The sequence below is a fragment of the Blastopirellula sp. J2-11 genome (genome assembly GCF_024584705.1).
Lineage (GTDB): Bacteria > Planctomycetota > Planctomycetia > Pirellulales > Pirellulaceae > Blastopirellula.
Map to the genome: position 1 here is coordinate 4617347 of NZ_CP097384.1, position 13466 is coordinate 4630812.

The following is a 13466-nucleotide window of genomic DNA, read 5'->3' on the forward strand; positions in this document are numbered from 1 at the left end:
AAAGTGCATTGCCAACAAAGCGTACGATTTTGGAATCCCTGAAGAAATCTCAATTGCTGAAGTTGGGTAAGGAGTCTGGACTGGCAGGGTTAGGCGCCAAAAAGAAAGAAGAAGTTGTCGAGATATTAGCGACGAGGCGGTCACTCTCGACTAGGCACGTTCTTGGATCGCTTCGACTCGACGAATTGAAGGCTCTCTGCATCGAACTCAACGTTCCCGTGACAGATCGGAGAAAAATTGCATACGTCGATGCCCTGCTTCGTACACCATCCAAATCTGACCGGCAAATCAAGAACTCGACCGTAAAGCGCAAGAAGACGTCGCGATCTTCCGAGAGCAAGGGACGTTCGTCGAAAACGCTTTCAACAATACGCCGAGGCATACGCTATCAGGACTTGGTTGCTGCTGAGTCCCTTCTCGAAATGCTCACGGACGACGTATCGCCGCCTCTTTGGATAATGCTTGAAAACCGAGCTGGCGGCACATTTGACGATGTTGTGATTGGCTACCCAAATCAAGTCGTGTGGAAACAGGTGAAGTGGTCCCAGAACCCCGGCTCGGAACCGCTTACAATCCACACCTTAGCGAAGCAGAGTCGTCAACGGCAGACGGCTCTGATTTCAAGCTTTGCTGAAAGCTATCGACGTATCACGAAGGACGGTACGTCGTTCGAACTTGAGATTGTCACCAACCGTTCACTCGATTCGGAATTTCAACGGTTCGTCAGTGGAACAAGATCGACTATAAAATCAACGCTTAGCAAGAAACAGATTCAACAGCTCGAAACTTCTTGGCAACCCCTATCTGGTTTCAGCAAGGATGAGTTTTGGCGATTTCTAAGATCACTACGATTCAAAGTGAACTCGCCGGACCTATCCAGACGAGAGAGCGAAATAAAACGCACCGTCAGGCTACTTGGGCGCGATCAAGATGCATACTACCGGCTAATTGAAGCGATTTCGGAGTGGTCACAGGATAAAAAGAAACAGCGAATTGTTCGCACTGATGTTGAAGGCGTATTGGGAGCCACGACATCATTTCCCTCAAATGATTTCGACATGCCCGACAAGCGAGTGAGACGAGACGAATCGCAGCGGGAACTATCGAGACGCATAGAGTCGATGGCGAATGGATATGTCCTTGTTCTTGGTGCGCCCGGCTCCGGCAAGAGTACACTGCTGAATACTTTTTGCGACGAACAAAGCTGGCGAAAGAACTACGACGTTGTCCTCTACAACTGCTTTACCGGCACATCCGATCAATTCCTTCGTATACGAACTCGAGCTGACAATTTTGGGAGGTTTTTATCTCGCGCGCTTTACGAATTGTTTCAGGGCCAATTCGGCCTCCGCTTTGACGCTGAGAAAGCCGGAATAGAATCACTTGTTAATCGAGCGGCATCTTGTTTGAAACCAGGGCGTAAACTCGCGATCATAATCGATGGCATTGACTACGCACAGAGCTTTGCATCAGACGGCGCACAGTCGCTTTTCAACAATCTTCCGGTAAATCTTCCGCCGGGAATTGTATTCGTCTTGTCGGCTCGAGTCTTGGATCAGATGCCTACCCATGCCCGGCGAAATTGTCATGGTGAGCCAATCGAGATCCCACCCTTGGATCTCAATCAGGTTGCCGACCTCTTAGCGCAATACGGCGTCACTCAAAATGCATCCCTACGCGATCATCAAGTGGCGAGTTTATGCTACACCGTTCGAGCGAAGAGCTCGGGACACGCACTACACACCAGCATGGTCGTCAAACAGCTTGTCGCAGGCATCCGCGAGGGAATAACTCCTGAGACCGTTCTAGAAGAAGTGGCATCATACGATGGGGATATCGAAAAGTACTATGCGATGGTCTTGGAGGCTCCGCGTAGGGCGTTAGCAAAGGAGGCCCTTGGAATTCTCGCGTCGAGTCCATTCGAGCTTACATCTCGAGAAATTGCACAAATCTTAGATCCACCAGCAGACCCTCGAGATGTCGAAGATCAACTGCAAGGTTGCGCTCATCTGTTCCGCCGAATTGGAGAATTTTGGTATTTCAGTCACGATAGCCTGCGTTCGTTTGCTCTATCGCATTCTTCGATTGAGAGGTTTAACAAAGAACGGCAATTCCAATTCCTAATAGAACTACAGAATGACCCAAGGACTGGGGAGCACTTGCTACATCTATTGGCAGAGATTGACTACGACCAAGGCGTTCAAGCCGACGTGGATTGCGAATGGTTGGTACGTCAAATCGCAGCCGGCGCCAGCACATCTCTCTTGCACGAGGGGTGCCAGAAACTCGCCCTAGCCGCCTTGGAAAAGCAAGATTGGGATGGTTTGGCGAAGTACTGGATGCTAAAGGGGTGCCTGGAACGCGCCGAGTTCGACGGCGATCTTTACGAATCGCATCTAGTCGATGCTTGGCTCTCGCAGAATCGGGTCGATCTTGTCGAGCGATATGTGTACGTCGCTTCCCAGTTCCTCTCAAGCGTTTACCCTGGCCCAGATGTCATAGAACTTCTAGATTCTCATGGGCACGCCGAGCTTTCGAGTCGATTGAAGGACAGGAGTCTTAGCCAGTCAATTCCGAACGTTGACAACCTCGGTCCCAATGTTGAGTTTGAGTATTTCATTCGGCATCTCGCTTCAAGAGCAACTCCCGACGAAGTAATCGATACGATCGAGGAGGCACTGCAGGACTCCGAAACTAGCGACGACGATTTCTTAAGTTCGCACCTTGACCCAAGCCGGTATACAAGCCTAGCAGCCTACGAGTGCTTGGATTCAGAGGACTATGCGAGAGTTGATTCCTGGTTGCAACAACGCCCATGCTCATTCGACCAAGCCACTATGGCGGATCTTTGGCTCAGAACGAGAATTTCCCTAGGCGAACTAGGAGAGCACGCAGCCAAAGCCAGAAAGCTCTTTCGGTATATTACCGATCGCGAGATTCTACTGGCGGTCATCAGTATTCCAGAGCTACGTCAAAGCGTCGCGAAAAGGTTTGCAGAATTGCCACTTCCCGCGTCCCTAAGCGCGAGATACCCATGGTATGAGTACGGAAACAGTTACGCTGAGATTTGCGATCTTTACAACGACGTACGCTTGTGCAACCAGCTCTCCATGGAATCTCGCCTGTTCGAAATCGATTCACTTATTAGACGGCAGCCGTCGGGTGTGGCCCAAGCCTTCCAGGCAGGGATCGTCGCGATGGCCCCAGAATCACCAGAACAACCTCTCGACTGGCGGGCGAGCATGGCAGTCCTTTGCGACCGGATTCACGCATTAGCCTCCAATAACCAGCGGGGAAGTGTCGTTAATCCGGCTTCATTTTATGTTTCTGGCCTCGGCGAAATTGTCCGACCAGCTTTACTACAAGCTAAGCAAGAACATCAGCTGCTGGAATTTGAAAATGTCGTGCAACGCGAGCTACTCCCTGCACTCAAAAGTGCTCGAATTCAATATCGCTCAGGCACTCTTTCCCTGTGTGACCTGTTTTGGGATGCGAAGTGTTGCGAGGCACTTAATCGTCGACTGCTTGAAAACGTGGAAGATGGCCTCATGGACTCGTGGGACTTCAAGTCCGGTTCTCTTATTGGCCTGAGCGCCCGCTACGGCAAGCTTGGTGATCTGAATTCAAGTCGACGGGTGCTGACAGCTGGCGTCCGCGCATCCTTCACATACGGATATCGAAAAGACACGGCGATCAATGACTTCATTGTTGCATTTGAACAGGTGGGAGCACTGCTTGGCACGCGACTCTCAAAAGTCGCGGAATTCATAACGCAATTGCTGTTGATACTCGACCACCTGACGGATGGAGCGATGCTCTATGACACTCCAGGCCACTTCGTTGCCGTCTTATGCAAATTCGACATTCGCCTTGCCGCTCACCATGGTCAAATACTTCAAAAGCGGTGCCGTCAGCTGAAACTTTACAACTTTGCAATGGCGTTGCGAGACCATGGTCTGAACGTGACCGATATTCAGCCATTTTTTGAAGACGAAGCCCCTGATGTTGAATTCGAAAAGGTAGACGGCGATTCACGCGCGCATTTTGTCACAAGTCAATCAAAACCGTATCGAAACGTCGGCGACCTAAAGTCGGCACTGTCTGAAATGATTTCGTCAAGTTCCTTTGGGAGTGCGTTCCATAAACTACCGAACCTAGTAAGCAGTTTGGTAAACTTTGGAAATACCGAGGCAGCGCTGAGAGTATTCGAAAGGCTCGAACATGGTCTTCGTGCTCGAGTTGCGATGTACCCTCTTCCCGATCTCGGTCAAAGCGAGGAAGAGTAACTCATCGGGGCTGGGATTCAGGCTCCTCCGAAAGCTGTTCGCTAGAATTGATGACCAGGAAAAGACTCGCCGGCGGCTAGGATACTGCGAACCTTCCACACCTCCAGTATGTCGTAATCTGCATCACCCCATCCACGGGTAAGCCGCTGCGAAAATGAAGTGTGACCACCCAAATCTCCAGTGTTTGAACGAGTACGAAATAGTTCGCAAGTATCGTTGCGATCATTGCGGTGAGGTGATGATGTGTTCTTGCGAAGAGCAGTTCGGTACGCATTATTTGCCCCACCAATTGCGAGAGAGCTATTGCGCAGATACGAATTCACACGTCGCAGTGACGATCGGGTTCCAGCGTGACGTGTGCCGAGAATGCCGTGGATTGCCTATTCATTCCTTCCCGGTCGCCGAAATCCACGGTCGCACGACAAAAATCAAACGTTATTACTGGCGTGAGTTACTCAAGAGGGAATTAGAGTTGTATGGCGAATGGGCAGCCGTACATGGAGTAAATCCGCTCATTGCCAGCGACGACGCAGCCAACGCCGCTCGCCAAAGCGCTGCGGAGCAAGCTCTTCAAGAAGTTAAGCGACTTCACGAAACGAATCCTAAGTACACCTTCATTCCGGAGCCGTCGCAGGCTGATATCATTTCAGAATGTGACGTCGAAGTGGTCTCACTCCAGGCGATGTACGTCAGTGATCCAGCGAATCGGCGCGTTCGGCTGATGTGGCAGGACCAAGCGATCAATGTTGAAGACTTTGCGCAGTTGCATTTTCGCAACGAAGGATACGACTCAATTGCCCTGGAAAGTATCCCCTTCCATGTTCTTTTCGGTATCTTCATGTGGCCGGTTATCCAGGATCCCGATGACGAACGGCTCGAAGTCTGCTGTTTTGGTGACCGCCAAGCGTATAATGATGGCGAGGCAGGCGAAATCATCCGGTGTCACAAGCCAGACGACTTTGGTAAGCCAGGATACGCGAAACGCAGAAAGGAAGCGATTGAGGAACATTTTTTTGAGTCGGTTGATGCCGATAATCTCGAATGGCTATTCGAGTATTGGTTGGAGCCAAGTGAGAAGTTGCGACAATACCTTTGGGCACATCGCGCCGCGGATATCGAAAAAGCTCAAAGGCTGATCCGAATTCTTCCTGGGGAGGTTCTTATCGCAATACTGCGGTATTTAGTCGATTCTTACTGGGAGCGATACCTAGGCTGGCCAGATCTACTTATTTTTCGGGACGACGACTATTTTTTTGCGGAGGTAAAATCCTCAAAAGATAAGCTCTCCATCGAACAAAAGCGATGGATTAGCGACAATCACAAAGCCCTAAAGTTGCCGTTCAAGCTTGTGAAAATCCACAAGCTGCGATGAGGTCCCTAGAGGCAAACACGTCCCCTTCGATGCATTGAAGGGCCAACGCCACTGACCGTCCCTTGGCACAATAAAAGCCAAGGAATTCGCTGTTTTCGCCAGTCCGATAAGGCCGTAAGAGGTCTTAAATCCCTTTCCGTCACCCCATCACGCCCACGCTCCGTCACCGGCAAAAACAAAATGGCCTCCTGAATATCCGGCGCCAACTGCAGCAAATTCATGATCTGGGTCAGCCGAGCCCGAGTCACGTGCCCAAGCCGCGCCAATTCCGCCTGGTCGGTAACCTCGCCGTCCCGGATCATTTGATCGAGCCGAATCGCCAACGCCATCAACCGCGACACGCGTGGCACGCGGCCCACCGAGGTCTTCTCTTCCCGGACCTTCCGACTCCGACGCGCCGTCTGAAACTCCACCTTCCGCTGAACCGTTATCATGCCGCCACCTCGTCCTTCGTGTTCGCCAATTCGCCGACCAGCGTTCTAATCCCACTCGGCCGGAATGATATCGAGATATTTCCCCCGTCGCCGTCGTATTCGACCCGTTCGACGAGTAGCCCAATAACGCGTTCTTGTTCCCGCGGGGCCAGACACGCCCACACGGCGTCGAATTCGGCCAATGCGGCGGCAACCTCGGTCCGGTCGAGTGCATCACCGCCAAGTGCGGCTAACTCGTCCTCAATCTCCGTCGAACGCCGTTCCGCTTCCTGGATCCGATCATGGGCATCGGCCAGCCTAGAATCGCCAGGACCGACCGTAGCCGCCAATCGTCCAAGTTCAGCGTGTGCTTCACGTAGTTCCTGATGCAGATCGGCCCGTTCCGCCTGGAGTTGCTCGGTTTGTCGGGCGGTCTGCACCCGTACCTGTTCGAGCGTCGCGCTGATCACCTGCGGATCACGCCCAATCGCCTTGATCTCATTCACGATGAACCGCTCAATCTCACCCGCGGGGATCGACGGCGCCGGGCACGAATCCCATCCGCGTTTCTGAGCCTTTTGGCAGACGTAGTACCGATAGAGCCGGTTGCCCTTCTTCTTGGAATAGCTGTGGCTCATTCCGCACTGGCAGGCGGAGCAATGCAAGAGGCCTCGCAGCAAGGCGTGGTGCTTGTTGCGGACCACCTTCCCGCCGCTAGCGTCTGCACCTTCGCGAACGTCTCTGGATCGATGATCGCCTCATGTTCACCCTCGTACACTTCCGTCTTGTAGCGAACCTTGCCGATGTAGACCACGTTGGTGAGCAGGTTGTAGAGCGAGCCCTTGTCGAACCGTCGACCGCCACGTTCGGTATCTTTCTTCGTTGTCCAGCGTTTGGTTCGCCAGCAGCGGTTCTCAAGTTCCTTGGCGACGTCCAGCAGCGATTGACGCTCCAGGTACATCTCAAATATCTCTCGTACCCGTCGTGCTTCTGCGTCATCGAGAATCAGCTTGGTCTGTTCGACGTTGTAGCCCAGTACCGGCATACCGCCCGACCATTTTCCCTTTCGGCGTGCGGCGGCAATCTTGTCGCGAGTTCGTTCGCTGATCATCTCGCGTTCGAATTGGGCAAAGGAGAGCAGCACGTTCAGGACCAACCGCCCCATCGAGGAAGCCGTATTGAAGGCCTGCGTTACGCTGACGAACGACACCTTGTTCCTGTCAAAGGTTTCGATGATCCTCGTGAAGTCGAGTAAGCTGCGGCTGAGGCGATCAACTTTGTAAACCACCACGCAGTTTACTTTTCCCGATTCAATGTCGGCCAGCAGACGCCGCAGCGCCGGCCGGTCCATGTTGGCGCCGGTGAAACCACCATCGTCATAGCGGTCCGGCAGACAGACCCAATTCTCATGGCGCTGGCTCTGGATGTACGCCTCGCCCGCTTCTCGTTGGGCATCCAGCGTATTGAACTCCTGCTCCAGACCTTCTTCGGTTGATTTGCGGGTGTAGATCGCGCACCGAATCGTGGCGGGCTCGGCGGGAGGCTTGGCACGTTTGTTCATTTCGCACATCCATTCTTACGCAGACCGAAGAAATGAAATCCATTCCAATGCTTGCCGGTGATCGCCTTCGCAACCGCGGTCAGCGATTTGTAACGCTCGCCTTGGCACTCGAAGCCTTCGTCCAGCACTTTCACGTGGATCGTTTGACCCTTGTACACACGCCTTAGTGACATGCCTGGAAGGAGGTGTGTACTTTGCGGCGACTTGGTGGCGACCGAGATGATTCGTGACTCGGCGTTGGCGGAGGGTTTTTGCGTTCGCGGGATGGTCATCCTCAGATCGGCGTCGTTGGCAAGTTCCCTCGCTCGCCGCCGTGCCCGTTCGGACAAGCCTCCTTCGGCGTTGGCCTGCATCCGCCACGCGATCCGTCTGATTAACCATTGCTTATGTCTACCATTGGTTCGTTCGCCAAAGACCTCGGCATATTTTTCCCGCAATTGGTTGACCGTCATCCGCTCCATCGCGGCGACCTCTTTATCGATGTTCATCTTTCTAAAACTCCTGTGGTGAGAGTGGTTGCGTCAACAGGAGTGTCCAGAGAGCGGTATCTCGGCGCGGAACTCAAGGCGTCGTGCGAGAAAGTTTTGGGAGAGGTGACCGAAGGTGTCACGGGCGAGTGACAGCATTGTCGTGCTCGAATGCGACGGACAATCGCGCGAGCCAAAATGGTCGCCACTTCGTAGAGCGGATCAGGCTCATCAAATCCGCGATGCGATCGGTGCGTCATTCCTAATCACCTCATCCTTGAAAAGTGCGGGCTGTTAACCGGTTCGCACTTCCAATACGCCCTTTTGTTTCCGTGCGCTCGGAATCCGTGCGGATCGCAGTTTTTTTTCTTTTGGAGAGCAATATGAACGAAGACGAACTCGATGAATTGTTGGCCGATGGAGAAGCCAAGGAGCAGCAGCGCCGGGATCGAGAGGCCGTGCGAGCCTACAAAATCAAACGCGAACATAGGCTGGAGGAAGCCTTCCACGAATTGAATGTCTTGCCGGACAAGTTTCATCGTGAAACCGGCGAATATCCGGAATACGACAACTGGCCGTTTTGCGATCCACCTCCGGCAAACTATTGGCGCTGGTATGCCCAACGCGTGATTAACGTCGCCGATGTGATCGTCGTGGATCGGTGGAAGGCCAATCTAGATCAGCTCGAAATCGTGGAAACGAATGGGAGGATCGCCCTCGGGTTGCTGTATCACGCGATGAAAAGAGATGTGGATTCTCTGGCCAAGAAGATCGAGAAGACCATCATGCGTGTTGAGGATGGCCCCGAGGCGAAGGCGTGGCTAGTCGTCAGGATCGTCCGAATGCTAACGAATCCACCCAAAACGAGTGAAAACGAGATCGAGCCGTCTTCATTTCCTAGCGAAGTCGCCGCTCGTGAGAATCCAAGCGAAGCGGCCGCGGTTACAAAAATGTCGACGGAAGAAGTTATAGAGCGTCTTCTTTGCAGACTCGATGCCGGTGATGCGTTCTTGAGCAGACGCCAACTGGCAAAAGATATTGATTGCTCTTATTACAGGGTCGACATGGCGTTCAAGACTACGTCCCGCCTTCAGGCGTGGGAGAGAACGAAAAAGAGCAAACGCAGAACCCAGACATTCAGCGACCAAGATCACGATCGACTGCACCAGAAATGCTTCGAAGATCCTACCGAACAGATCGAACTGCAAGATGAGGCTGAGGCGGCACTCCGCAAACTGATCAAAAATGCATCGGATGAGCGTAAGGAGCAGTATTTAAAGATCCAGGCAGAATGCAAAGGTGATCCGATGCTCACTCTCCTCGGTATCCGGCAGTACAAGGACGACAAGAGTCTCCGAGTCTTGGACCATAGTTAGTCCGCCGTTTTCAAGCGCGCGCCAGCGCACGACTGCGCTTGAAATCGCTTTCGACCGAGGTTTCTAGGGTCTACGAGAAATCTTTCGAACGTTTCGCTTTCTTTTAGAAGGGTGTTTTTTCCTCCTGAAAGAAAGCGAGACGATTCATGCGATCTACACCTCCCCGACTCCAAACGACCGGAGTCATTGCCGAAAAGCTGGGTGTGCCATTGCACCGCGTCCAGCACGTTCTGGCCACACGACCCCACATCAAGCCCGCCGCTCGGGCAGGTATTCTTCGTTTGTTTGACTCCGAGGCGATTGAACAGATCCGCCACGAACTCGAAGTCATCGACGCCATTCGCCAATTCTCCAACACAGGAGAATCGGCATGATCACGAAAACCATTTCACGTCCCGACGCCGCTACGGCCATCCAACAGTCTCGGTTCTTACTCGACACTAGCGCCAGACGGTTGTCTGAGAAACTTTGTGATCCCTCCGGCGTCGACGACTACCGGCAGGAGCTGGCACTCCACATTCTGAAGCGATGGAACAGCTTCGATCCCTCTCGTGGCTCCGTTCAGAGCTTCGTCAACGAACTCGTGAGAGACCGCGAACGCGACATCATTCGATCGTATTGGCGAAAGTGTCGCGGCAATGGCCAGACGATCCAGTGGCCTGTCTCATCGCATGATGGATCACTCCTCGACGTCATCGACCACCGGACTATCCCCGGCGAAGATTGGCGCGAGGTTGACGCCGCCATCAAGGGCCTGATTGCTCCGGAGCAGACCATCTGCCAGTTGTACCGCAGCGGACACTCCATTTCTGACATTGCAAGACGATTGCATCTATCACGAGGAGCCATTTACAGGTCGCTGAATTTCATTGGTCAGTACTTCGAGGACCAAGGACTTCGAGAATATATCGATTTTCCGAGCGCACGTGAGGCAGACGGCGTAACTGATGATTCGTCCTCAACCTAACCCGGCTCGGAGCACCAACATGACAGCGACCAAGATTGTTTATCGATTCACTTTCGCGAGAAGCGTCGAACAGGAGGATGTCCAGGCCGCAATCGTCCTGGCCTTGTTCGGCGTGGAGTCACTCCATGGTCGGGCTCGCATTCGGCTCGATGCGGCTCACCACTTCGATTTCTCCCAAAGAGCCTGTGTGATCGACGCCAGCAATGAGGTTGGCGTCGATCTGAGCCGCCTGTTCACCGGTTTTCTCCTGCGGGAAATCGGTGACGACGGCTTTCAGGTTGAACGGATTGAGAAGGATGCGGTGAAGAAGTCCTCGGTGTCCCATGTTGGTTTCAACAGCGTAACGAAGCCGGGAGGGGCTGCATGATTGTTAGAACTGGGGCAAGTACTGCCCATGAATACGTTCGCCGCGGCTGGTCAGTCGTTCCTGTTCCCCATCGCTCGAAGAATCCTGGGTTCAACGACTGGCAGAAGTTGCGAATCCAGGAAAACGAACTCGATCAATACTTCAAAAGCGATCGACAGAATATCGGCGTGCTGTTGGGAGAACCATCGGGCTGGCTGATCGACATCGACCTAGATCATTCGCTTGCCGTCGATCTAGCCGATCAATACCTCACGCCAACGGATGCAGTCTTTGGCAGAACTTCGCGGCCTGGTTCCCACCGGATCTATCAAGTGACTGGACCGCTTGAGACGAAGAAGCTCCGCAGCAAAAAAGTAGGCATGCTCGTCGAGATCCGCTCGACCGGCATGCAGACAGTTTTTCCAGACAGTACGCATGAATCTGGCGAACCGATTCGCTGGGAAAACGAGGATCCGGAACCGGCGATTGTCGATCCCGAGCAACTCTTGGACTGCGTCCAACGACTGGCGGATGCAGTGTTGGTCCAGCTCGGCGAGGGTCCGTCACCGGTAACGGTGAGGCAACCAGCCAAGAGCCCGATGGCGCCCAAGCAGGTGAACGCTGTCGCTACCGATCCAACCGATAGCGCCGCCCTCTGCCTGGAAGCAATGCTCCGTATCCGACTCACTGACAAAAGCGACGGTTCGTATCGTCTCTTTGTCGCAGCGTGTCGCACGGTCGAATATGACCTGGATGATCAGACGGCCCTCGCCACGATCCGGGAATATGCTCGTCAGCAGCCGTTTCCGAAGGATTGGACCGACGACGAGGTCCTCAAGCGAATCCGCGATGCCGAACAGAAATGCCAGCGTGGACAGGCGTTTGAGATGGACAGCGAGGGTTACGTTCCGCTTGGCAATCGCGATCCGGCATCGGGTCGTGTCGTGCTTTCACCTAAACGGACGCTGCCGACTGCTGAGGCGTATGTCCGTGACTTCCACTTCCATCCGGAAGGCCGCACGATTCACTTCTACGCCAACCAATTGATCGAGTGGCGGAACAATCGATACGTCGATCTCGAGGACGGGGCGGTCAAAAAACGCCTGCAGGAATGGCTACATGCGGCCCTTCGCTACATCCCTGTTCGTGGCGCCTCCGAACTGGAACTGGTGGACTTCGAGTCCAATCCGATGACGGTCAACGCGGCACTCGAGTCGATACGATCGCACACTCACCTTCCGGAAACAGTCGCGTCGCCATCTTGGCTTGGAAAAACGCCTGAGGGTCTGCAGGCCGAGGAACTCTTACCATGCCGGTCGACGCTGCTTCATCTTCCAACAATGCGTCACCTTCCGCCCAACCCAAGATTCTTCACGCTCAATGCGCTGGAGTTCGATCCAGATCCATCAGCGCCTGCACCGACCGCCTGGTACGAGTTCCTGCATCAGTTGTTTGAAGATGATATGGAGTCGCTCGACCTATTACAGGAATGGTTCGGGTACTGCCTGACCGCAGACACATCCCAACAGAAGATGCTGCTCATGGTGGGACCAAGACGGAGCGGCAAGGGAACCATCGGTCGTGTGTTGACCCGCCTCATTGGCCAAGGCAACGTGAGCGGCCCGACTACTTCCAGTCTAGCCGGTGCGTTCGGACTGCAGCCGCTGATCGGCAAGTCTCTGGCCATCGTCAGCGATGCCCGGTTTCACGGCGACAACATCGCCACGGTCGTGGAACGCCTGCTCTGCATTTCAGGAGAGGATGCTCTCACCGTCGATCGGAAGTTTATGGGCAGCCTTACGCTGAAATTGCGGACGCGGTTCATGTTTTTGACCAACGAGTTTCCGCGGCTAAGTGATTCCAGCGGAGCGTTAGCGGGACGATTCATGATCCTACGGTTCACGCGCACTTTTTATGGCCAGGAAGACGCGGGTTTAACCGATCGGCTCTTTGGCGAATTGCCGGGAATTCTGAACTGGGCCATTGAAGGTTGGCAGCGTCTGCGAGAGCGAGGGCATTTTATTATGCCGAGCGGGGTCGCGGATGTCGTTCAAGACATCGAGGACCTTTCGTCTCCTGTCTCCGCCTTCGTACGAGACCGTTGCGCCGTGCAGCCTGGCAACCGAATCGGCGTCAATGAACTGTATGACGACTGGAAACGTTGGTGCGAAGACGAGGGGCGAAATCTAGTGTCGACGAAACAGGTTTTTGGTCGTGATCTGTCTGCCGCTGTCCCCGGCGTCACTCGCCGTCGCGGTACCGGTCAGCAACCCTTCTATGACGGGATCACCCTGAAAGGAACCTTCTAATGTCAAACGAGAAAAGCATGGAAGTTTCGGCAAGAGTAAACAGGCATCTACTGTCGCGCACTGTCGCGACACTTCCCATTGTTATCGCGGGTGCGCGCACGCGCACACACGCACGCGTGTACGTACCTCAACTGCAATGGGAACTGTCGCGACAGTATGCAGCAGTAGCAACACCCAATGGAGGGACTGATTTCATGAACGAGAAGAATGGGCAGGCCAATGGTGGCTGGAAAAGCGTGGCAGCGAGAACGGCGATGATCGTCGACGGCGTGGTCGGTCCACTCGACGCGTTCGTCGTCTTTCTATTGCTGCTGCTGGCAGGCACGTGGATGCAACGAATCGTCAACCTCTGACGGCGCGTTCGCCAAT

The 13466-nt window shown here is 53.9% G+C and carries 10 protein-coding genes; 7 read left to right on the forward strand and 3 right to left on the reverse strand.

Annotation, left to right across the window (positions count from 1 at the left end):
* Positions 1–29 precede the first annotated feature (29 nt).
* A complete protein-coding gene (locus tag M4951_RS18260) occupies positions 30–4286 on the forward strand; it encodes an ATP-binding protein (RefSeq protein WP_262023068.1) in 4257 nt (1418 codons plus the stop codon).
* Between the two features lie 376 nt (positions 4287–4662).
* On the forward strand, positions 4663–5658 hold the full coding sequence (locus M4951_RS18265) for a VRR-NUC domain-containing protein (RefSeq protein WP_262023069.1): 996 nt from the start codon (positions 4663–4665) through the stop codon (positions 5656–5658).
* Positions 5659–6088: 430 nt separating this feature from the next.
* Here M4951_RS18265 and M4951_RS18270 read toward each other — a convergent pair whose 3' ends face one another.
* From M4951_RS18270 to M4951_RS18280, 3 genes are read right to left on the reverse strand one after another with little or no spacing between them, the layout of a single operon-like run.
* On the reverse strand, positions 6089–6709 hold the full coding sequence (locus tag M4951_RS18270) for a zinc ribbon domain-containing protein (protein ID WP_262023070.1): 621 nt from the start codon (positions 6707–6709) through the stop codon (positions 6089–6091).
* Positions 6706–7632: a recombinase family protein gene (locus M4951_RS18275; protein WP_262023071.1), complete on the reverse strand. Its 927-nt coding sequence runs from the start codon at positions 7630–7632 to the stop codon at positions 6706–6708. Before M4951_RS18275 ends, M4951_RS18270 begins: the two co-directional genes overlap by 4 nt.
* Positions 7629–8120, reverse strand: a complete 492-nt coding sequence (locus tag M4951_RS18280; protein ID WP_262023072.1) for a DUF2924 domain-containing protein — start codon at positions 8118–8120, stop codon at positions 7629–7631. The genes M4951_RS18275 and M4951_RS18280 overlap by 4 nt, the downstream gene beginning before the upstream one ends.
* Before the next feature lie 362 nt (positions 8121–8482).
* On the opposite strand from M4951_RS18280, the gene M4951_RS18285 reads away from it, so the two are divergent.
* From M4951_RS18285 to M4951_RS18305, 5 genes are all read left to right on the forward strand, one after another.
* Entirely contained in the window at positions 8483–9475 is a 993-nt protein-coding gene (locus tag M4951_RS18285) for a hypothetical protein (protein ID WP_262023073.1), read from the forward strand.
* Positions 9476–9845: 370 nt separating this feature from the next.
* The gene (locus tag M4951_RS18290; RefSeq protein ID WP_262023074.1) at positions 9846–10442 is read left to right on the forward strand and encodes a helix-turn-helix domain-containing protein; all 597 of its coding nucleotides are present in this window, start codon (positions 9846–9848) and stop codon (positions 10440–10442) included.
* Between the two features lie 19 nt (positions 10443–10461).
* Positions 10462–10809: a hypothetical protein gene (locus tag M4951_RS18295; RefSeq protein ID WP_262023075.1), complete on the forward strand. Its 348-nt coding sequence runs from the start codon at positions 10462–10464 to the stop codon at positions 10807–10809.
* The gene (locus M4951_RS18300; protein WP_262023076.1) at positions 10806–13097 is read left to right on the forward strand and encodes a phage/plasmid primase, P4 family; all 2292 of its coding nucleotides are present in this window, start codon (positions 10806–10808) and stop codon (positions 13095–13097) included. Before M4951_RS18295 ends, M4951_RS18300 begins: the two co-directional genes overlap by 4 nt.
* Complete coding sequence (locus M4951_RS18305) at positions 13097–13450, forward strand: hypothetical protein (RefSeq protein WP_262023077.1); 354 nt, start codon at positions 13097–13099, stop codon at positions 13448–13450. The genes M4951_RS18300 and M4951_RS18305 overlap by 1 nt, the downstream gene beginning before the upstream one ends.
* Positions 13451–13466 lie beyond the last annotated feature (16 nt).

What these genes read in the sequence shown, in the direction of transcription:
- M4951_RS18270 (WP_262023070.1), bottom strand. Translation starts at nt 6,709, where the DNA reads ATGAGCCACAGCTATTCCAAGAAGAAGGGCAACCGGCTCTATCGGTAC.
- M4951_RS18300 (WP_262023076.1), top strand. Translation starts at nt 10,806, where the DNA reads ATGATTGTTAGAACTGGGGCAAGTACTGCCCATGAATACGTTCGCCGC.
- M4951_RS18275 (WP_262023071.1), bottom strand. Translation starts at nt 7,632, where the DNA reads ATGAACAAACGTGCCAAGCCTCCCGCCGAGCCCGCCACGATTCGGTGC.
- M4951_RS18305 (WP_262023077.1), top strand. Translation starts at nt 13,097, where the DNA reads ATGTCAAACGAGAAAAGCATGGAAGTTTCGGCAAGAGTAAACAGGCAT.
- M4951_RS18290 (WP_262023074.1), top strand. Translation starts at nt 9,846, where the DNA reads ATGATCACGAAAACCATTTCACGTCCCGACGCCGCTACGGCCATCCAA.
- M4951_RS18295 (WP_262023075.1), top strand. Translation starts at nt 10,462, where the DNA reads ATGACAGCGACCAAGATTGTTTATCGATTCACTTTCGCGAGAAGCGTC.
- M4951_RS18285 (WP_262023073.1), top strand. Translation starts at nt 8,483, where the DNA reads ATGAACGAAGACGAACTCGATGAATTGTTGGCCGATGGAGAAGCCAAG.
- M4951_RS18280 (WP_262023072.1), bottom strand. Translation starts at nt 8,120, where the DNA reads ATGAACATCGATAAAGAGGTCGCCGCGATGGAGCGGATGACGGTCAAC.